Below are 19,767 nucleotides of genomic sequence, written 5' to 3' on the forward strand. Positions count from 1 at the left end.
ACCTTCACTTTGCTTCTTGCTTTTCAGCGTGTTGCTCCGTGTCAGTGGGTGCGCATTATAGGGAGATTTAAGATTGGCGCAAGCGTTTTTTTATTAAATTTTAAAAAACATGCCTAACCGCTCAAAAACCCAACAAAACTATACTTTTAATAACGTTGAGCACAATAAATCAGCATAATTTTACACAACATCTATATTTTATTATTGCGATGTTTAATTAAGTCGTTAAGATAGCAACCTTTCTTTGTTAAATTAATGTGTATTCACTGTTTATTGGTAGATCGTTATGAATTCTTCAGGTCGTAAAACACTCGTTACTATTTTTATACTCGCAATTCTGGGGTATGTCATGGTGACGTTTTTATTAGCAAATAGCCAAGTCAATTCCGCGGTATTATTTGCGCTGGGTATTGTGATCGGTGGTTTAGTGGCAATAACAATTAATAAAACAACTATTGCTCCTTCAGATAACACTAATGCTATCCCCACAAAAACACTTTATGTTGGTAACTTACCTTACCGAGCAAATGAACAAGCAGTTAGAGAGCTGTTTGAAGAAAAAGGCCAAGTGTTTTCTGTTCGCTTGTTAAAAGATAAGAACACAGGGAAAAGAAGAGGCTTTGGTTTTGTAGAAATGCCGGAGAGCGATGCAAACAAAGCCATAACAGAGCTTAATGAAATGGAATTTCAGCAACGTACCTTAAAAGTACGTGAAGCAAAACAAAAGCAAGAAGAGTCTGAACCCAACTCTATAGCTTAATCAACTGTACATTAGCTCCATTTTTTATCGCAGTAATGTCAGTCGCATACCATAGCGTCAATTCAACTTGATTTGACGCTACTCTTCTTTCCCTTCTATCGCCAATCCCATTTATTTTTGACTGTTTTAATAAAAAATCTACACGCCTTGCAATTGCACTACCTGAATCAACCAGCTCAAGATCATCATGTAATAGTGCCTCCAGTGGCTTTCTCATAATCGGAAAGTGTGTACACCCTAAGACAAGCCTGTCGATATTGGTATTTATATTAAGCCTGTCCAGTTCATTGCGTAAACGCTCCAGTTGCCACACTTGATGCCAATAATAATGCTCTGCAATATTGACCAACTCAGTTGAATGATAAATATCAACCTGACAATCTTGTGCATATGCGGAGATTAAATTACCAGTGTAAGCATTTTTCGACGTTGCAGGCGTAGCCAATAGGCCAATATGCTTACTTTCACTGGTTATTGCCGCAGGTTTAATCGCAGGAACGACTCCCACAATGGGAATATCCGTATATTGGCGTGCAGTGTCTAACGCATACGTTGACGCGGTATTACACGCAATGACGATCACATCTACGGTGCTTTGTGTTCTATTAAGCCAAGCGAGTAAAGACACCAATCTTGTTTTGATTGTTTCTTGGGACTGTAATCCATATGGAAGTAATGCATTATCCATTACATAGCTGTAATGTGCATAGGGTAGTTTTTCTCTAAGGTGTGATAGGACGCTCGTTCCACCAATTCCTGAGTCAAATACGAGTATATGTGGCAAACTTAAGTCTCCAAGCAATCAAGACTCGAAGTTTGCCACGCTATCCGAAGAAAATAAACAACGCCGAAGTGACTTAACTATTTTGTGTCTCTTCTTTACTATTTAGGGCGCTAAAGTAGTTTTGTGCATAATCTAAAAACTGATTTAGTCTTTGTTGTCCTTCATTCATCCATGCCATGATATCTGGAAGTTGTGCCTGAAGGCCTAGTGATTCAGCATCGCTATTCAGCCCCTCTAAGCGCTTATCCAAAGGTGCAAACGCCTGTTCTAATTCTTTCATTGGATTACTTTGCTGATATTGAGCAATGGCTGCAGACGTTTTACTTTGCCTTAAATCCATCGTGAAGTTTGTAATTTGCTCATTATCCAAGCTCAATCCTTGCGCTAACTCAAATGCCTCATCGTATTCGCCAGCAAAAAATGAGTCACTTACATCGCGAATATCTTCCATCATTGCATTAATCGCTTCTTGCTCTTTTTCATTCAGCTCTCCATTAACGCTAATAGAAAAGCTCACCTCTTGAGATGCACTCTCACCATATGCAAAACCAACATTATCACCATTGCGCTCGTAACTAGCACCGCGTGACTGGCTATATGCGTCACTGAATGAAATAACAACTTCATCACCTTCTGCCGTCGTAAATGCATATTCGGCTTTATTCGATAAACTCGCAAACTGCGCAGCACTGACAGATAAAAGCTGAGGCGTCGGGTTGAACAGCTCTTTTTCAAATTCATCTAGGCCATTAAAGATCCCTTCTTTTGACTTTTCTATCCCCTCAGAGATCTCATCATCAAATAGTCCTGAATCTTTCAATTCACCTGTGGCTTCATCAATCCCCGTTTGTACGCCTTTGCGTGCTTGTTCTAGCATATTCTTAAGCGTATCGTCGTCTTGACCATCTGCTTTTGCTTTATTGATGGCCCCTTGTACAAAGCCTAAAACATTTTTCACGATCTCTTCGTAATCAAAAAACGGCTTTTCTGGCTCATCTTTTTTCTCGATGCCTAGTGCTTGGGCCAACTTATCATCGAGCACTTTTGCTGCGACCTGAGACTTATTCCCCTGATAAACATCAGAATTTATCGAGATATTAGGCACACTTGGTTTAGCTTTTGCTGCATTATGCTGCATTGCTGGATTCAACAGCTGATTCAACTGTCCGATCTTCATGATTGCTCTCCGCTATACCCTATCAGTTAATTATCGGCCATATGTGACAAAGCTAAAGGTGATTTGTACAATAAAAGTGCAATTTTAGGTGTAAGCACTGGACAAATGTTCCTCGCCCCCTAAAATAGCGCCTCCTTGCAATATATAAAGGTAGCCTCAGCATGGCCGTGATCAAAATCGATGCTTCGCAATACGAACAGCAGCTTTTAGAAAAACAACAGCGTATCAGCGCACAATTCGCTCGCTTCAATGCGCCAGAACTAGAAGTATATGACTCAGAAAAAAGCCATTATAGGCAACGTTGTGAGTTTCGAGTGTGGCACGATGGCGAAGATTTGTATCACATCATGTTCGACCAACAAAGCAAAGAGAAAATACGCGTAGACCACTTTGATCCAGGTGCACCTTTAGTCAATGAACTCATGCAGGTCATGATGGAAAAACTGCGTCATAACGAGATCTTAAGACGTAAACTATTTCAAATTGACTACTTATCAACACTGAGTGGCGAAATACTTGTTAGCTTACTTTATCACAAGCAGCTTGATGATAATTGGCATGAAGCAATGACTGCGCTGAGAGAAGAGCTACAACAAACCTACAAAATCGATTTTATCGGCCGTGCTAGAAAACAAAAAGTCGTATTTGGTAACGACTTTGTGACTGAAAAGCTCACTGTAGATGATAAAGAGTATACTTATCAGCAAGTCGAGAATAGCTTCACCCAGCCAAATGCAAAAGTGAATGAAAAGATGCTGTCATGGGCTAAATCTATCGCCCGACCGCTATCTAATGATTTGCTTGAGCTTTATTGTGGTAATGGTAATTTTTCTATTGCTCTAGCGGAACATTTTGACCGTGTTTTAGCAACTGAAATTTCTAAGTCTTCAGTGCATTCGGCACAATACAATATTGACGCCAATCGCGTCTCCAACCTAGATATCATACGTATGTCGAGTGAAGAGTTCACAGATGCAATGCAAGGTAAACGTCATTTTTCTCGCCTCAATGGCATCGATCTGAGCTCTTATAATTGCCAAACCATATTAGTTGATCCACCTCGCGCAGGCATGGATGAACTCACCTGTCGACTGGTAAGTAATTATGACAATATTATCTATATATCGTGTAACCCAGACACGCTGGAGAGAGACCTAGACATATTAAGCGAAACGCATGACATCGCTCGCATCGCAATCTTTGACCAGTTCCCTTACACACATCATGTTGAGTCAGGTGTATTTTTAACACGCAAATAACCTATTTCATAATTCACAAAAAACCCCGCAAATGCGGGGTTTTTTTATCATCAACACGCTATATTACTTACTTGCTAAATAATTAATCAGCTTCGCAATATCCTCTGGGCTTGTCACACCAGACTCTCGACCCAGTACTAACTTGTACTTACCGCTAACAATGAACGTTGGAACGCTTGATAGCGCGCCTTTTTCTTGTAGCTGCTTTTGTTGTCTCGCCATTTTGGATGCTTTAGTACGTACAGAGAAGCTCTTATACATCTTATCAAACTTAGCACCATCAACACCCTGTGCTACGAATACATCTTTAATGTCCGCAAGCTCATTGAACTTTCCACGCTTCGTATGGATATGGTTAAACATTGCAGAAACAATTTGTTTTTTCTGAGGCAAAACTTCAGCAGTTGCCAATGCCGTTGCAATCATTTTTTGATGTTCAGGATCGCGAACCCCGATGAAATCAACATGACTTTTCTTGAATTTCACGCCTTCATCTAGTTTCGGCGTAAACTGGTCAATCAAGCCTTCGAAGTTATTACAGGCAGGGCAATAAAATGAGAAGTACTCGGTCACTTCTGGCTTTTTGGTGCCGCGTTCAGCAATCACTTCATAGTGCTTGCCTTCTTCAAATGTTGCAGCACTTGCTGCCAATGGTAAAACCAACGCTAATAGCGCAGCTTTAATCGATTTCAACATATTATTCTCCAGTTATTATTTTTCTAGTAAATACTTAACTAATTCATTGAACTGAGCTTGGCTGTTCAAAGAGCTGGTGATCACGCGGTATTTATCATTCACGATAAAAGTCGGCACGCCTCGCACTGCACCAGCCTCACTGAATCGCTTCTGTTCATCCTGCATGGCCTTTTCAGCTGAGATAACAGGCATACTTGCTAATGCTGAATTAAACTTTTCCGCTGAAACGCCATGCGCCTCTAGTAGCTTTTGTACATCTTTCATGTTGGCAAAGCGACCATTCTGCTCATGAATGGTACTGAACACTTGATCAACAACTTGTGATTCGACACCAAACTGCTTAGCAATAATATAACCATAACTCAGATAACCTTGTACTTCCGGTGGTAGGCCACCTAAAAAGTTAACGTGGAGCTTTTCAAGTGGCACTGTAGCCGGCAGGCTTGCATCTAGCGCTTTTGCTGCGCCTTCAAACCTATAACAAGCAGGGCAATAAAATGAGAAGAACTCAACAACCCTAGGTGCTTTGCTTTTTTCTAATGACAGTGTTTCGTAGTGCACACTTTCTTTAAAGTCAGCAGCAAATGCAGCAAGTGGCAAACACAGTGCCAACAGTGCTACTTTAATTGATTTCAACATGTACTTTCTCTCTTAAATTTTATGGATAAATTGTTAGAGCCGGCTCATCAAGCGCAGCTAATTGTTCTTTTAATGCCAAGATCTGCTGTTCCCAGTATTTGTCTGTTGCAAACCAAGAAAAGTTCCTCGGAAATGCAGGATCTTGCCAACGTTTTGCTAACCACCCCATATAGTGGATCATGCGCATTGCTCGCAGTGGTTCAATTAATTGCAATTGAGTCATATCAAGCTCACTAAACTCCTCATAACCTCCGAGTAAAGTGTCCAATTGCAACGCTTGGTTTTGACGATCACCGTTTAACATCATCCACAGGTCTTGAATCGCAGGCCCTTGACGACAATCATCTAAATCTACAAGCATGAGTTGCTCATGCGACCACAGAATATTGCCAGCATGACAATCTCCATGCAATCTGATCGTATCATTAACTTTGAACTTTTCTTCTGTTTTTTTAATAACTTGCTCTAAAACTGTTGAAAAAGCCAATTGTAAAGTGTGAGGTAAGCACTCACTAGCTAAAATATCCTGACTCGCATCCGTTAAAAAGCTCGCAGTATCTATACTCGGCCGACATTCAAAACTGTATTTCTTTGAGACACTATGCAGCCTGCCGATGTAACGCCCAAGCACTTCTAATTGATCTAGGTTATCCATTTCAAATTGTCGGCCACCGACACTTGGAAACAAGGCAAAACGATAGCCTTGATGCTCAAACAAGCTTTCATTATCACGCCTTATTGGGCAAACAACTGGTACTTCAGCTTCCGCCACCTCAAAGGAAAATGCATGCTCTTCCTTGATTTGTTCATTTGACCAGCGGTTTGGTCGATAGAACTTTGCAACATAACGCTTGGCATCATCACCACGAAACTGATAAACACGGTTTTCATAACTATTTAAAGGCAGGAGACCTGATTCAGGATAAATACCGATGCTTTCGATTGCATCAAGAATGAGATCAGGTGTGAGGTTTTGATAGCTAAAGTCGCTCATTGCTGCTGTCCATTGAAAATATAAAAGATCTGGTATTGGCATATCTTGCCTTTAGACCACAGCACCATAGGATAAAGCGTAGTATGTTAGGAAGCAAAATATATTATGGCTTGAGTGTTTATTCTATATTTCACTCAAGCCATAAATAGCACTAGCGCCCTTTAAAGAAATTAGTTGGCTGAGATACTTGAGATTGTGATCCCTCATCACTCGACAGTACAAAATGAAATTCAGTCACAGGTTTTGTGAGATCATAAGGGTCCATGACAACTGACACAGGTATATCTAGTGTCGACCCAGCTGCCACCGTAGCAGATTGCTTGCCTAGTAGTTCAAAGTGCTCAAGACCTGTCACTGAAATAGTAAATGTTTGCACTGACTGCGCTTTATTGATGAGTTTGAGAGTGTACGTGTTTTCGACCATCCCATCATAGTTTACCCGATAGAGCTGGTTTCTATCCCTAATGATGTCTAGTTCAAAAGTTTTACGCATTGCTATATTTGTCGCTAACGCACCGCTTAATACTAACAAAATAAGGATATAACCAATTAACTTCATACGTACAGGTTGGGTAACTTTCTTTGCATGTTCTAAATTTCGCTCCGTTGTATACGAAATTAACCCTCGTGCATAATTCATTTTATCCATCACACCATCACATGCATCGATACACGCGCCACAGTTAATACATTCATATTGCAAACCGTTGCGAATATCAATCCCAGTAGGACACACCTGCACACATAACTTACAATCAATACAGTCACCTAGCCCCAGCGCTTTAGGATCTTGTTTTCGGCCCCTTGGTCCTCGCCCCTCTCCACGCTTGTTGTCGTAGCTGACGGTAAACGTGTCTTTATCAAACATGGCAGATTGAAAACGTGAATAAGGGCAAATATGCAGACACATGATCTCTCGCATCCACCCGGCATTACCATATGTACAGATGGCAAATACCACCACACTCACGGTGGCGTAGCCACTGGCAGAGAACATCAATAAATCCGGTAATAACGTTCTGATAGGCGTGAAATAACCAACAAACGTTACCGCCGTATAAAATGAAAATACAGACCAACTAAAATGCTTCATCCCTTTACGAAGAAATTTATCTAAGTCCATAGGACGTTGATCTAATTTTTTCCGCTGATTAGCAGAGCCCTCACATTTCTCTTCAAACCAAATGAAGATAAATGTCCAAACAGTTTGAGGACATGTATATCCACACCAAACCCGTCCATAAAAAGTAGTAACCAAAAAGAGTGCAAAGGCAGCTATCATTAATATGAATGCTAAAATGGTTAAATCTTGTGGCCAAAGTGTCAGGCCAAAGATATTAAATTTCTGCTCAAACAAATCAAACAACACAGCCTGTTGACCATTAAAATTGAGCCAGGGTAAAAGCATAAAGGCCAGCATGCCCAAAAAACCAATTCGCTGTCGAAGCAATTGATGCATGCCTTTTACCGCTCGCACATAGATACGATTGCGCGGATTAAACCTATCGGGCTGGAGGTTTTCGGGTTTTTGGATCTCTACTGGGATATTCTTAATCTTGATCTTATTGTCCATACAAGCTCCTTAAGCGCTTTGGACAGGCTACTTGCTACAGTGACCTTACTTTTACTAAGGATATTATATGCAACAGCACGCTTTTCGCGTAACCTTAAATCGCACGACGGTGACAAAAACTACGAATATTTCCTGAGCAATTCGCTTGCTTTTGATTCTTGCATTTTATTACACTGTGACTTTGATTGAGTCGAATAGATCAAATTAGCGAGATTTATGAAAAAATATCTTTTATTAGTACTCATTGTGTTGGCCCTTTTCACCATAGATCACCCTTTGATTAAAGAGCCAAGAGATAAATTACTACAGCAGGGCGTCGATACACTCGGCGAAACTAGCCAAACCCAATATAGCCTTGCAGCTAAACAAGCTAGGCATGAAATAGCAAGAGAAATTGAGCTCTCTGCCTCTGAGCAGGCATACTTGCTTGATGCTTTAGCAACAGATGAAAAAGTAAAGGTGTTTCACGTACGATTCTGCCAAGAACATGAGCTCAACTTATACTTTTTTGGACCCAAGCTAAATACAATTTGTGATATTGCGGCCAAGGCAATCAAAAAGGCAGAGTTTTAAATGATTGACATTAATCAATTTAACAAGCTCCGTGCACGTTCCTTTAACGACCAAAAAGCGCTGTTAAAAAAACTTGCTAAAGGCCAGACGGTACTCTGTAAAACATGTGGTAAAGCAATAAGTTTGAATGTTGCTGTTAAAGAAGGTGAGAAAGCTTCTGCGCAATGCCCAACAGGCTGTACGCATATTGAGTTAGACGTAGCCTAAGCTACGTCTAACTCTTTAATCGTTATATAAACCGCTGCCTAATGCAACCTGCTCAATTAATTCAGCATAAGCTGGCGCAACGTCTGCGGCTAATTGGAACTGCTGAGTAACAAAGTCATTAATGTCAGCTTCGATAGATTGGCAATACACTTCAACCTGCGCATACTCTAAACTAAAAAAGCCAAGCAATTCTGTACTTGTCACAAGTGCCTGCTTGAGTTCATCAGAAAGTTGTTCACTCTCATTTAGCTTGTTTAAATAACTTTGGCAACCATGCAAAAAACCGGTACTCCAAAGTTGTTTGTCTTGCCAAAGTGACGCCTCATCAAATGGGAGCGTAAACCCACTTGAAAACACCTGTTCACTGACATGGTGGTGTAGCGCCAGCATTGCAAACACCACATCCTCTGATATTTGCTCATCGCCCCCTGTCACATGACTTAACCACATTTCAGGCTCTATGCCATCGGGACTACACACAGTAGCAAATAAAAACCCTTCTAGTGCTTTTAACTCAAACACCTCTGGATTCGTTTGCATGCGTTGATCTAAGTACGCAATGAGTAGTGCCTCATGAGCAGGCTGGTAACTAAAGTCCATCATTATTTATAAACTCACTGGGTATCGGCCCTGAGAATCAGGACGCCCTAAATATTTAACCGCATCGTGTACTTCTTTTGGTAGTGATGCATCTGGCTTAACATTACCAGCTACTTTAAACTCCATGTTTTCAGCTAGTGTCGCATCCGCACGCAAACCAAGTAAGTTCTCCGGTTCAACCACAATGGCGATATCCCCTGATTTACAACTCAATACACCGCTTAATTCACCAACGCTAAACCAGCCAGACATCCCCTTAACTTGAATATCCGGGCTGCTAATATCACCTTTAAGATTTTCACAATAAGGCTGACCACTCATGTATTCATCCAGTTCTAAGATCACGCGCCCCTTTGCGTCAACAGGTAAAGGCAAATTAACTTGGCGCATCGCCTGCTCAACACTGAATCGAAGCGTTGTATTCGCAAGCTCAATGTCATTACCAAATAGGGAAACCGCAAAGTGACTCCGTCCTGATATTTCAGAAGACTGGCGGGCATTGCCAAAATTTATCTTGCCCTGAACTTGGCCAGTAAGCAGTCCCCAACCGTTCAGTTGCCACTTCACATCATTTAATTGTACATCTTGATATTGCACACCACTTACTTGACCATCCCAAAGTGTGCCCGTCACAGTCCCTAGGCGCATATTAGGCGGGATGTGTGACTGTGCTAATTGCAACGCAATTGGCGCTGGAATACTCACGACAGTAAAAACAATAAACGCAAACAAAAAAGCCAATACTACACTAACTGCATTTTTCATATTTAATTCTCTAACACCAAACGGCTCACGCGAACATATCCTTGCTGCGGCTCTTCACCTAAATCAAGATTTGCGACTTTAACCCCATGTTGGTTAGTCAGCACTTCCAGCCAACTGACTAATTTATTGAACTCTACATTATCAATGTTGATACGCAGAGTATTGTCCCTTGGCTGCATCTTGCTGATCTGAATACCATGTCTACCACGAGTACGATTAACCAATTGCGTTAAGTTTTGATTGCGAGATGTGGCTTGATTTGCGCCACTGGCTTTTAATTGTGCAACACTTTTTGACACCCAAGCATGAAAGTTTTGCTGCTTCTGAAGATCAGCTTGCGCTTTTTCTACTCCGTCATTAAGGGGCTTAATGATGCCCATCACCAAAACAAAAATGACAAACACAACACCGGCGACCATCAGCAGTTTTTGCTCTTGCTCTTTGAGAGATTGCCAATAATTAATCACTTGCTGCTTCATGCTGCACCTCTGATTCTTATTTCGCCAATGACGTAATCGCCATCTTGATTCAAAGCGCCTTGCTGTACTTCGATACCTCTTTGCTCAAGAATAGATTTAACTTGGCTAAACGTCTGATATCCTTTAGCTTTAGCTCGGATCCTTAATTCATTCCGCTTGTGATCATAACGGAAAGTCTCAGGATCAAAGCCATCTACCTGCGAATAAATTGACACAAAATGATTGGTTAATTCTAAAAACCCACCTTGCTCACCACCACTTAAGGCATCGAGGTCATTTTGAATTTGTTTACGCAGTAAATGTGGGCGTACAACTTTATTTGGAAATGCTTGTTTATACACATCCATAGCCTGAGCTTTGTAGGCATCCGCTTCGTTTTGGAGCATCACAAGTTGGGTAGACTTCACAGATACAAAAGCCAACAATGCAACCCCCGCAGCCATCACACCAGCTTTCCAATCACGCCACCACTGTGGCTGTTTTTTCTTCGCAGCAAAAATACCTTGGCGCAAGTTAATTGGTAAAGCATTAAGCCCTTTTGCAAAAATCGCCAATGGTAAGTCGTATTCATCTGCTTTTGCATTAAGCTCTTTCGTGCAAACAAGGCTCTCTGCCGGACTATAATGTACAACTTGCGACTCAGGAGTAAGAGACAAGTAGTCACTAACCCAGTCAGACTCGACCGCACTAATATGCCAGTTTTCTCCTTTGAATAACCATTGCTGTTGAAGCTCAATAGCACTCAATGCATCCGCTTCAGGCGAAGGCAATAATAACGCATCAGGGATCACCACAGTTGGCTCAATATCAAAATCGTCCAATACTGACATCCAAGATTGAAGCCATGCTAAATCACACAAAGCAATATTGATGAAATGCTTATCTTCAATCGTTGCAGGCTCTCCAATTGCGATGAATACATCATCAATGTCACTGGCTACCTGCTCTTCCAACATAAATGGTAATGCTCGCTCTAATTTGCGATTCCATTTGGTTGGCAATGCCACTTGTTTTAGCTGAACATCCGACGCTGGTAACAGTAATGCGATACTGCGCCCCGATGCTTTCTCTGTTAACTCTCCAAGTAACCCACTGTGCTCTAACTCACCACTGGCAATGATCTGCGAATCCGACTCAGACCATATTAACCAACTGACAGGTTCCTGCTGTGACTGGCCTACGCGGACCAATAGTTTTTCTGTCACTGAACGCCTCCAAACTTGCGTGCCAACACAGTTGCTCGACCGTCTTTTATTTCGAGTATTGAGGTCATCTTAAACAACCGCTCATCAAACGACGCCTTGGCACGCAACTTAAAATAATTGCTTGTTATTGTAAAAATTTTCTCAGCTTTTTTAGTATCCTGAGCACCTTGATTTTTTGCTTCCGTAAAGAAATCCTGCAAGTTATCAAATCCTTCTTCTGGGCGTGCAGCAATAACGGCTTCAGCACCAGATAAGCTAAGCCCATCTAATAATGCACTTAACAATAAAGCCTGCTCAGGCAATACCGTATTCACATTGATAGCCAAATCTGTACTACCAGGTATGACACATACATAAGGTAATAACTTCTCCATGACTAACGGGTTAAACCCTTTAATCACTCTTAATTCACTTTCAGATGCCATCAGATTGTTTGCCGTCATATAGGGCATCTGTCTAGACATATATTCGTCTTCTTCAGCACCAGAACGAAATGTGATGCTGTCTTCGTCCAGCCAATCATAAACGCTGTCAGCCATCGCTTCTTCACTTTCTTGCGCTGGCAAATCCTCAATATTTTTCAGTAGCTCTAAAAGAGCTCTATGTGCAGGATTGGTTGCGTTGGTGCTAGCATTCTGATCTTTAGGCGCTCTTAACGCATTTAGATTTAAGCACGCTTGTAAGTCCGTTATTTTACCACTCAAGGTACCGTGGTCGACGGGATAAGGCACCTCATCGATAGCCCATGGTTGGCCCAAATGCACTTTATCAGGGTCATCTTTACGGCTTTCCAACAACACTTTTTTCACCAGCTCTTCTGTCCCGTAGCTGTACCACTTAGCTTGCTGATGCGTTTGAATATTTGCAGCTTTTTGTACTTGTACCATTAGTGATGAGGCCATTTCGGCAGCCAAACTTGCCGCCAATGCAACAATAAATAATACAATTATCAGCGCTGCGCCTTGCTGCTTCTTCATGGTTTCCCTCCACGCTGATTGGCATTGCCGCCTGAATTATTATTGTTGTCGCGATTGAGTCTATTATCTGACCCGTTAGACACGCCATTACCATTGCTTTGTGCAGCTTTTGCTTGTTGCACTTTGCCATCTCCTGGTGTCAAGAATACGCGTCTCAATGGCTCAGAGTCCTGCCTCTGAATCGTCACTGCAACAGCTAATGGTAGCGCTTTAATTTGCCAGTTATCTTGCCATTTCTGCTTGTCATCTAAAAACTCAAACTTGAGCTCTTCAACCTTATCTAACAACACTTGCGCTCGGGGTTCTGTGCCATCTAACTCGTCGACATACACTCGATAAATACGTTCTAATTTATCTTCCTTAACGCGATAACCGACACCTTGTAATTCTGAGCGAGGTAAGAGGCTAACTGGGTTCGTCCAGCCATCTCGAATGAACGCAATACCATCGTATTGACTCTCTAAAGCGTAACGACCATGAATGATATAGGTCGGACTAAAGTCGCCTGCTTCATTGCGCACTTCTCGCTTAGTCATTTGGTTGAAATCTTGGTCCATAAACCGGAAAGTCGTCTGAAGTCCTTCTAACTCGGCAATGGTCTCATCGGACGCCTCTTTGGCCATGATGGATGTATTTAGAATTTGATGCGATGCGGTAACAATAAAAGCCAAAATCACCAACGCAACCATAACTTCAATCAGTGTAAAACCAACTTGTTTGCGTTTTATAGATAACATCACTTTTTGCCCTTGTGCATGAAAGTGGTCAGGTCGTAGACCGAGTTTTCTCGTCTTTCATCTTCAAACACTTCTATCGTTAATTTTACAAACTCAGCATCCGCGGTCTTTTCTACTTTCTGGCTCCAGTACCACGTATGACCTGCAAACTCTTCATCACCACTGTCAGAATTTTTGCCATTCCATTTACCACCACTGGCTTTCGTACGCGCCATCACCATTTGATTTTCAGCCACCCAAGCGGCATAGGTTTGCTGCTCTATCGTGCTCATATGATTGATGTGTGAACCTGTGGCTTGTAAAGCTGCAATCCCAGCGACTGCACATATGCCCATGGCAACCATCACTTCTAATAGGGTAAACCCAGTCTGTGCTTGCTTAGTCATATTCAGGCTCCCGACGAAGCTTCACTGGCGCCATAAACTCACCTTCAATGTAATACACAGGTTCTGGCTCTTGTGTTAATTCTAGGGATATTTGAAAAGCACTTACTTCACCTGACGATAGAATTAACACCTGTGGTATTTTCTTCTTTTTAAGTTCTAGCAAGTTATCCTCATCGCCAGAACCCATTATTTCTTGCCAATTTGATTGTTCGAGCAAGTTATCTTGTGACCAAGCGAGATCTTCTAACACCAATTCAATCTTGTATTCTTCAGTATACTCAATTGGCTTATAAAGCTCTTCGGCTTCGAAAGTGGTCCACTGCTCACCGTCGAAGACCAAGAACTCTAATGTGCGCTTGTCCAAGTGAAGACCCAACTCAACCTGATTCAATACTGCAAATTCTGATGCCAAATTCACAATACCATGAAGCTTTAGCGCTTCTTTTTCTAACAACTCCTCATCATCTTCACCCACTGTGAATGTGACAATTTGAATAGAAAAACCGATGATCAGGATAACCACCAAGATCTCTAAGAGGCTGAACCCCCGAGATCTACTGAGCTTTTGAGTTGAGTAATTCACAGGTAACGACATTAGCGATCTTCTTCATCTCTCCAGTTACCGATATCATCTTCGGTACCGACTTCGCCATCAGGGCCCATTGAGAAAATATCAATTTTGCCAATTTCACCTGGGCTCACTAACTGGTATGGGTTATCCCATGGATCAAGAGGCAGCTCGTTAATGAAACCACCATCAGGGAAACGCTTTGGCACAGGATCAATCGTTGTTTTCTCAACTAACGCTTCTAAGCCTTGCTCTGTTGTTGGGTAGCGTTTGTTTTGTAACTTATATATTTTCATCGCACTTTCAATTTGCGTGATGTCTAAACGCGTTTTATCAATCGCAGCTTGCTCTTGGTTACCCATAATATTAGGTGCGACTATTGACAGGATCATACCGATAATTACCAGTACTACCATTACCTCTAGTAATGAAAAACCAGACTGTTTCTTCACAATTTATACCTCTATGCTGTTGCATTGGCTACACGTGCGTGTAGTCCAGTGTGTTTATCTTTAAATATGTTGACTACAAACCAATTGCTTTGTTCATTGCCATAATAGGTTGGAGTATTGCCATCACGATGAAGAGTACAATTAATGCCATACTGGCAATCATCGCCGGCTCAAGTAGTTTAAGCGAGACGCTTACCATACTTTCAAACTCCCTGTCTTGGTTGTTGGCTGCACGCTCTAACATTTGCTCCAACTCTCCAGACTTTTCACCACTGGCAATCATATGTAGCATCATTGGCGGAAATAGCTTTGTTTGATGTAATGCTGCTTTGAGGCTCGCCCCTTCACTCACATGCGTGGCAGCTTCAGCTACTGCAGCTTTGATTTTCTCATTTTCTAATACCTGACCAGATATTTTCATACCTTCCAGTAACGGCACAGCACTGGATGATAGAATGCTCAATGTTCTTGCAAATCTAGCAGTATTGATACCACGACTGATCTTACCAATACCTGGTAACTGCAGTAACTTAGTATCATACCAAAAGCGTGCTTTAGGACGCTTTAACGTTTGCTGAACAGCTACAATTAACAGCGCCAAAGACACCGTAGATTGCATCCAATAATCTTGAACAAAATGACTGGCAGCAAGTACCCACTCCGTTGTCCATGGCAACACTTGGTTTGACTTTTCAAATGTTTTGAGAATTTCAGGCACAACTGTACCTAACAACACAGTCACGATTGCGATGGCGAAAACCACCAAAATCATTGGATATACCATAGCCTGTGTTATTTGACTGCGCATATGCTGACGTTGCTCAGTGTAATCCGCCAAACGATTCAATACTTCATCAAGGTGGCCTGACTTTTCCCCAGCAGCAACCATTGAACGATATAAATTATCAAAAACATGCGGGAAGTCTGACATGCCATCTGCCAGCGTGTAACCTTCGACCACTTTTGAGCGCACAGCCATGAGCATGCGCTTCAACCTAGGTTTTTCACACTGTTCAGCAACGGCCATCACTGCCGCTTCTACAGGCAATGATGACTGGATCAAAGTGGCTAGCTGACGCGTTATCAGGGCAATATCACTGACCGAGGGCTTATATTTTCTTGCTAAACTAAATCCACCAGTGGATTGAGACTTTTCTTTTTCAGCTGCGGGCTCTACTTCAAGTGGCATCATGGCCTTTTCGCGCAGCATCTGCCTAACTTGTTTGGCAGTATCGGCTTCTAAAATGCCTTTTTTTTCCTTGCCTTTTGCATCCAAGGCACGATATTCAAACGCCGCCATTATCCTTCCTCACGTGTCACTCGCATCACTTCTTCTAGCGTTGTTTGTCCAGCTAGAACACGTGAACAGCCATCTTGGCGAATACTCGGGCTAAATTGACGGATATACTTCTCGACCGCCTGCTCACCTTTACCATTATGGATAAGTTCGCGAATATGCTCATCAACTATGAGTAACTCATGAATACCAGTCCGGCCTTTGTAACCGTTAAAGTTACATTCTTCACAGCCTACAGCGCGATAAATGGTCGTTTGTGACTCTTTTTCAACGCCTAATAACTCACACTCTCGTTCATCTGCCAAATGAGGCTCTTTACAACTTGGGCAAAGTGTACGTACAAGACGCTGTGACAAGACACCAAGTAGCGATGAAGAAAGCAAGAAGGGCTCAACCCCCATGTCTTCCATACGCGTTATCGCACCCGACGCCGTATTTGTATGCAGTGTCGACATTACCAAGTGACCGGTTAGTGAAGCTTGAACAGCGATTTGTCCCGTTTCTAAGTCTCGGATCTCACCGACCATAACAACATCCGGGTCTTGACGAAGAATCGCACGTAATCCTCGTGCAAAAGTCATATCTACTTTCGGATTAACCTGAGTCTGACCAATGCCTGGGATTTCATATTCGATTGGATCTTCAACCGTCAATATATTGCGGTCTTTAGAGTTAATCTGCGTCATGCCTGCATATAAGGTGGTACTTTTACCAGAACCTGTCGGCCCCGTGACCAAGATAATGCCATGCGGCTTTGCAATAATTTCGGAGAACAACTCGCGATTACGCTCAGTCATTCCCAAGTCTTCTAAATTAAGTCTCGCGTTGTTCTTATCCAATAGACGCAGTACAACTCGCTCACCAAAGCTTGATGGCATAGTCGATACACGCACATCAACTGCACGACCAGCGATTCTCAAACTGATACGACCATCCTGTGGCACCCGCTTTTCAGCGATGTCTAATTTGGCCATAACTTTTATACGAGAAACCAGTAACGAAGACAATTTCCTATTTGGCTTGAGGACTTCTTTTAAGACACCATCTACACGAAAACGAATGACGAGATCTGCTTCGAATGTTTCGATATGAATATCAGATGCGCCTTCTTTAATGGCCTCACTGAGCATAGCATTGATCAATTTAATGATTGGTGCATCGTCATCGGCAGCCAGCAAGTCTTCAGTTTGAGGCATTTCTTCAGCCAATGAAAAGAGATCAACCTCGTTGCCGATATCTTCCATCATTTGCTGGGTTTCAGAACTGTCGCGCTGATAAGCTGCTTCTAGCAGGAGTTCAAACTTTTCCTCATCAATCACTTCAATGGTGAAGCCACCGCCAGAAATTCGACGTACTTCAAGTAGTGCCTCTAATGACACATCCCCTTTATGGAAGACTTTTAGCCCTTTGGGATCATCACTTAATAATATGCCTTCACGGCGCGCAAAGGAGAACGGCAAACGCAGCTGAGCTTGCTGCTCTTCAAGCGCCTCATCAGTCGCGGCCGAGGCCGCTTCTGCTTCAACTGGCGCTTCAACAACACTCATGCTTGCTTCAGTCATCTTTCTTCTCGTTTTGCTCGCCTAGGTACTGCTCATAAGTCGGCGGTAATACCATTGCATCATTCCACTCAGGCAATACTGGCGCATCTTCGAATGGCATTAAGTCGATACCGTCGTCTTGCTTTTTAATTTGCTCATTACGAATAAACTTGTACTTAGCATGACTCAGTTCATTCATACTGCGACTATCACGTACAATGGTCGGGCGAATAAAGACCAATAAGTTACGTTTACGTTTACTGGTGTTAGTAGACTTAAATAAGTGACCTAAAATTGGAATATCACCTAGCAGAGGTACTTTAGACACACTTTCTTGTACATCTTCATCGATTAGACCACCTAGAATAACCATGCCACCATCATCGGCAATGACCGTGGTGTTAATCGCACGTTTATTCACGGAAATATCAACCGCTGTCGCCCCGCTGACACTCGATACCTCTTGCTCAATCGTTAACTGAACCGCTGTGCCGTCATTGATCTGTGGGGTCACTTTCAGCTTGATACCCACTTCTTGGCGGTCAACTGTCTGGAATGGGTTAGAGTTATTTTCACCCGCTGCAGAGCCTGTAATAATTGGGACTTCTTGACCAACAATCATAGACGCTTCTTCATTGTCCATGGTGGTGACAGAAGGCGTTGCTAGAATATTCGAGTTCGTATCTGTCGACACTGCCTGGATAATTGCACCCCAGTCATTTTTAACGACACCTGCGGCCAAACCATTTACACCGCCTAGCAACTGGCCTAGGGCATTTAAGTCACCTTCAACCGTTTCTTCAAAATCATTTAGCTGCGCATCATCACCTGTAACGGTTCTTTTAATGGTTTTGTCACGGGCTTGTTCAGCTGCCACCGCTAATGCGCCAACAGGTACGGTGGTACCATTGTTGAATTGCAGCATACCGCCTTGCTCTGTGATCCACTGTAAGCCAAAGTTGATGCCGTCCCCTTCAAGGACTTCAACCACAATCGCTTCAACTAAAACTTGTGCACGGCGCACATCTAACTTTTCAATGACGTTTGCCAACGAACGCATGGTATCTGGCTGCGCGGTTATCACCAATGAGTTTGTTTCATCGTGCGCTTCAATACTTGTCTCGTTGCGGTTATTGCTGCGAGAGCGGGCCGTTTTACCTGCCCCTTGCGCTTCTTCTTGCAGTGTTTTACTCACACCTTGCAACACTTTAACCAAATCTTCTGCCTTCGCATAATCTAGGTAGAATACCTGTGTATTGCCTTGGTTTTCGAGCTCATCATCCAAACGTTTTATCAACTCAATGGCTTTGGTACGCGCTTGGCTTTCACCGCTCACAACCACGCTATTGGTTCTGCCATCAGCAACGATTTTAGGGATCAAAAACTCAGGAACACGGCCTTTTCCTGTATCTTTGTAAATTTTCTCTACAACTTGCACTACGTCATCCGCAGTCGCATGTTTTAGTCTTACAATATCAACACGCTGGTCACCAGCTTGGTCAACCGACTTGATAATACTCACTAAGCGATTTACCGACGCGGCATGACCTGTCAACATCATCACGTTTGCTGAGTTGAAGTTAGTAACGTGACCCCCGTCTTTTTGGTCACTGAATTGACGAATAAGCGGACCTAATTCCTGTACTGATACATTCTTTACTTGAACAACGCGGGTGATCATCACATCGCCATCGCCTTCGCTGTTATCATTCACCAGTGGGACGTTGGCTTTTTTCGCATCAGAACTGCGCACCACTTTCATGATGCCGTTTGGCATTTCTACAACCGAATAGCCATAAACTTCTAATACACTTAAAAAGAACTGGTAATAAAGCTCTTCATCCATTAATTCGAAGCTACGTACATTGATGTTGCCGCGCACATTTGGATCTATTATTATCGTTTTATTGAGCGTTTTACCCACAATGAGAATGAACTCATTGATGTCAGTCCCCTTAAAGTTGGCCGCATACTCAACCGCAGACACAGACAATGACAATCCAGCTGCAAACAACAGAGCTGCATACTTAGCTAACCCTTTTCTGATTCTTGTGAGGTGTAGCTTTCTACCCATTATTCTTAAACTCCAAAATTAGTG

General features: G+C 42.5%; 22 protein-coding genes. 4 read left to right on the forward strand and 18 right to left on the reverse strand.

Annotated features, from left to right (window positions below):
- The first annotated feature begins 286 nt into the window (after positions 1 to 286).
- Positions 287 to 760 (forward strand): RNA recognition motif domain-containing protein, encoded by a 474-nt coding sequence (locus N473_RS01125; RefSeq protein WP_039607718.1) that lies wholly within the window; start codon positions 287 to 289, stop codon positions 758 to 760.
- Here N473_RS01125 and murI read toward each other — a convergent pair.
- Positions 750 to 1,544: a glutamate racemase gene (murI, locus tag N473_RS01130; RefSeq protein WP_081220866.1), complete on the reverse strand. Its 795-nt coding sequence runs from the start codon at positions 1,542 to 1,544 to the stop codon at positions 750 to 752. The genes N473_RS01125 and murI overlap by 11 nt on opposite strands.
- 73 nt (positions 1,545 to 1,617) lie before the next feature.
- Positions 1,618 to 2,721, reverse strand: coding sequence for a DUF5610 domain-containing protein (locus N473_RS01135; RefSeq protein WP_063366375.1), 1,104 nt, complete (start codon positions 2,719 to 2,721; stop codon positions 1,618 to 1,620).
- Between the two features lie 161 nt (positions 2,722 to 2,882).
- Here N473_RS01135 and trmA point away from each other — a divergent pair, with 161 nt between their 5' ends.
- Positions 2,883 to 3,980, forward strand: coding sequence for a tRNA (uridine(54)-C5)-methyltransferase TrmA (gene trmA, locus N473_RS01140; RefSeq protein ID WP_063366376.1), 1,098 nt, complete (start codon positions 2,883 to 2,885; stop codon positions 3,978 to 3,980).
- Positions 3,981 to 4,043: 63 nt separating this feature from the next.
- Here trmA and N473_RS01145 read toward each other — a convergent pair whose 3' ends face one another.
- From N473_RS01145 to ccoG, 4 genes are all read right to left on the reverse strand, one after another.
- Entirely contained in the window at positions 4,044 to 4,676 is a 633-nt protein-coding gene (locus tag N473_RS01145) for a thiol:disulfide interchange protein DsbA/DsbL (protein ID WP_063366377.1), read from the reverse strand.
- A 15-nt stretch (positions 4,677 to 4,691) separates the two neighbouring features.
- A complete protein-coding gene (locus tag N473_RS01150) occupies positions 4,692 to 5,315 on the reverse strand; it encodes a thiol:disulfide interchange protein DsbA/DsbL (protein WP_063366378.1) in 624 nt (207 codons plus the stop codon).
- Positions 5,316 to 5,334: 19 nt separating this feature from the next.
- Positions 5,335 to 6,309: a serine/threonine protein kinase gene (locus tag N473_RS01155; protein ID WP_063366444.1), complete on the reverse strand. Its 975-nt coding sequence runs from the start codon at positions 6,307 to 6,309 to the stop codon at positions 5,335 to 5,337.
- Positions 6,310 to 6,460: 151 nt separating this feature from the next.
- On the reverse strand, positions 6,461 to 7,882 hold the full coding sequence (gene ccoG / locus N473_RS01160; RefSeq protein WP_063366379.1) for a cytochrome c oxidase accessory protein CcoG: 1,422 nt from the start codon (positions 7,880 to 7,882) through the stop codon (positions 6,461 to 6,463).
- 216 nt (positions 7,883 to 8,098) lie between these two features.
- Between ccoG and N473_RS01165 the strand changes: the two genes are divergently transcribed.
- A complete protein-coding gene (locus tag N473_RS01165) occupies positions 8,099 to 8,455 on the forward strand; it encodes a hypothetical protein (protein ID WP_039607711.1) in 357 nt (118 codons plus the stop codon).
- Complete coding sequence (locus N473_RS01170) at positions 8,456 to 8,662, forward strand: hypothetical protein (RefSeq protein ID WP_039607710.1); 207 nt, start codon at positions 8,456 to 8,458, stop codon at positions 8,660 to 8,662.
- A gap of 15 nt (positions 8,663 to 8,677) precedes the next feature.
- On the opposite strand, the gene N473_RS01175 is transcribed toward N473_RS01170, so the two are convergent.
- The 12 genes from N473_RS01175 to gspD all read right to left on the reverse strand — a co-directional run bounded on the left by N473_RS01175 (position 8,678) and on the right by gspD (position 19,743).
- Positions 8,678 to 9,265 (reverse strand): UPF0149 family protein, encoded by a 588-nt coding sequence (locus N473_RS01175; RefSeq protein WP_063366380.1) that lies wholly within the window; start codon positions 9,263 to 9,265, stop codon positions 8,678 to 8,680.
- A gap of 3 nt (positions 9,266 to 9,268) precedes the next feature.
- Positions 9,269 to 10,027, reverse strand: coding sequence for a type II secretion system protein N (locus N473_RS01180; protein WP_063366381.1), 759 nt, complete (start codon positions 10,025 to 10,027; stop codon positions 9,269 to 9,271).
- 2 nt (positions 10,028 to 10,029) lie between these two features.
- A complete protein-coding gene (gene gspM, locus N473_RS01185) occupies positions 10,030 to 10,506 on the reverse strand; it encodes a type II secretion system protein GspM (protein WP_039607707.1) in 477 nt (158 codons plus the stop codon).
- A complete protein-coding gene (gene gspL, locus N473_RS01190) occupies positions 10,503 to 11,711 on the reverse strand; it encodes a type II secretion system protein GspL (protein ID WP_063366382.1) in 1,209 nt (402 codons plus the stop codon). The genes gspM and gspL overlap by 4 nt, the downstream gene beginning before the upstream one ends.
- Positions 11,708 to 12,688 (reverse strand): type II secretion system minor pseudopilin GspK, encoded by a 981-nt coding sequence (gene gspK, locus N473_RS01195; RefSeq protein WP_063366383.1) that lies wholly within the window; start codon positions 12,686 to 12,688, stop codon positions 11,708 to 11,710. Before gspK ends, gspL begins: the two co-directional genes overlap by 4 nt.
- Positions 12,685 to 13,425, reverse strand: coding sequence for a type II secretion system minor pseudopilin GspJ (gene gspJ / locus N473_RS01200; RefSeq protein ID WP_063366384.1), 741 nt, complete (start codon positions 13,423 to 13,425; stop codon positions 12,685 to 12,687). The genes gspK and gspJ overlap by 4 nt, the downstream gene beginning before the upstream one ends.
- Entirely contained in the window at positions 13,425 to 13,811 is a 387-nt protein-coding gene (gspI, locus tag N473_RS01205; protein WP_039607703.1) for a type II secretion system minor pseudopilin GspI, read from the reverse strand. Before gspI ends, gspJ begins: the two co-directional genes overlap by 1 nt.
- Positions 13,804 to 14,406, reverse strand: coding sequence for a prepilin-type N-terminal cleavage/methylation domain-containing protein (locus tag N473_RS01210; RefSeq protein ID WP_039607702.1), 603 nt, complete (start codon positions 14,404 to 14,406; stop codon positions 13,804 to 13,806). The genes gspI and N473_RS01210 overlap by 8 nt, the downstream gene beginning before the upstream one ends.
- Entirely contained in the window at positions 14,406 to 14,831 is a 426-nt protein-coding gene (gene gspG / locus N473_RS01215) for a type II secretion system major pseudopilin GspG (protein WP_039607701.1), read from the reverse strand. The genes N473_RS01210 and gspG overlap by 1 nt, the downstream gene beginning before the upstream one ends.
- Positions 14,832 to 14,904: 73 nt before the next feature.
- Positions 14,905 to 16,131 carry a type II secretion system inner membrane protein GspF gene (gspF, locus tag N473_RS01220; RefSeq protein ID WP_039607700.1) on the reverse strand — a complete coding sequence of 409 codons (1,227 nt, stop codon included), beginning with the start codon at positions 16,129 to 16,131 and terminating at the stop codon, positions 14,905 to 14,907.
- Entirely contained in the window at positions 16,131 to 17,690 is a 1,560-nt protein-coding gene (gene gspE / locus N473_RS01225) for a type II secretion system ATPase GspE (protein WP_063366385.1), read from the reverse strand. The genes gspF and gspE overlap by 1 nt, the downstream gene beginning before the upstream one ends.
- Entirely contained in the window at positions 17,683 to 19,743 is a 2,061-nt protein-coding gene (gene gspD, locus N473_RS01230) for a type II secretion system secretin GspD (protein ID WP_063366386.1), read from the reverse strand. Before gspD ends, gspE begins: the two co-directional genes overlap by 8 nt.
- Positions 19,744 to 19,767: the final 24 nt, after the last annotated feature.

This window comes from Pseudoalteromonas luteoviolacea CPMOR-1, assembly GCF_001625685.1.
Classification (GTDB): domain Bacteria; phylum Pseudomonadota; class Gammaproteobacteria; order Enterobacterales; family Alteromonadaceae; genus Pseudoalteromonas; species Pseudoalteromonas luteoviolacea_K.

What these genes read in the sequence shown, in the direction of transcription:
- N473_RS01125 (WP_039607718.1), top strand. Translation starts at nt 287, where the DNA reads ATGAATTCTTCAGGTCGTAAAACACTCGTTACTATTTTTATACTCGCA.
- N473_RS01135 (WP_063366375.1), bottom strand. Translation starts at nt 2,721, where the DNA reads ATGAAGATCGGACAGTTGAATCAGCTGTTGAATCCAGCAATGCAGCAT.
- trmA (WP_063366376.1), top strand. Translation starts at nt 2,883, where the DNA reads ATGGCCGTGATCAAAATCGATGCTTCGCAATACGAACAGCAGCTTTTA.
- N473_RS01145 (WP_063366377.1), bottom strand. Translation starts at nt 4,676, where the DNA reads ATGTTGAAATCGATTAAAGCTGCGCTATTAGCGTTGGTTTTACCATTG.
- N473_RS01150 (WP_063366378.1), bottom strand. Translation starts at nt 5,315, where the DNA reads ATGTTGAAATCAATTAAAGTAGCACTGTTGGCACTGTGTTTGCCACTT.
- N473_RS01155 (WP_063366444.1), bottom strand. Translation starts at nt 6,309, where the DNA reads ATGAGCGACTTTAGCTATCAAAACCTCACACCTGATCTCATTCTTGAT.
- ccoG (WP_063366379.1), bottom strand. Translation starts at nt 7,882, where the DNA reads ATGGACAATAAGATCAAGATTAAGAATATCCCAGTAGAGATCCAAAAA.
- N473_RS01165 (WP_039607711.1), top strand. Translation starts at nt 8,099, where the DNA reads ATGAAAAAATATCTTTTATTAGTACTCATTGTGTTGGCCCTTTTCACC.
- N473_RS01170 (WP_039607710.1), top strand. Translation starts at nt 8,456, where the DNA reads ATGATTGACATTAATCAATTTAACAAGCTCCGTGCACGTTCCTTTAAC.
- N473_RS01175 (WP_063366380.1), bottom strand. Translation starts at nt 9,265, where the DNA reads ATGATGGACTTTAGTTACCAGCCTGCTCATGAGGCACTACTCATTGCG.
- N473_RS01180 (WP_063366381.1), bottom strand. Translation starts at nt 10,027, where the DNA reads ATGAAAAATGCAGTTAGTGTAGTATTGGCTTTTTTGTTTGCGTTTATT.
- gspM (WP_039607707.1), bottom strand. Translation starts at nt 10,506, where the DNA reads ATGAAGCAGCAAGTGATTAATTATTGGCAATCTCTCAAAGAGCAAGAG.
- gspK (WP_063366383.1), bottom strand. Translation starts at nt 12,688, where the DNA reads ATGAAGAAGCAGCAAGGCGCAGCGCTGATAATTGTATTATTTATTGTT.
- gspJ (WP_063366384.1), bottom strand. Translation starts at nt 13,425, where the DNA reads ATGTTATCTATAAAACGCAAACAAGTTGGTTTTACACTGATTGAAGTT.
- gspI (WP_039607703.1), bottom strand. Translation starts at nt 13,811, where the DNA reads ATGACTAAGCAAGCACAGACTGGGTTTACCCTATTAGAAGTGATGGTT.
- N473_RS01210 (WP_039607702.1), bottom strand. Translation starts at nt 14,406, where the DNA reads ATGTCGTTACCTGTGAATTACTCAACTCAAAAGCTCAGTAGATCTCGG.
- gspF (WP_039607700.1), bottom strand. Translation starts at nt 16,131, where the DNA reads ATGGCGGCGTTTGAATATCGTGCCTTGGATGCAAAAGGCAAGGAAAAA.
- gspE (WP_063366385.1), bottom strand. Translation starts at nt 17,690, where the DNA reads ATGACTGAAGCAAGCATGAGTGTTGTTGAAGCGCCAGTTGAAGCAGAA.
- gspD (WP_063366386.1), bottom strand. Translation starts at nt 19,743, where the DNA reads ATGGGTAGAAAGCTACACCTCACAAGAATCAGAAAAGGGTTAGCTAAG.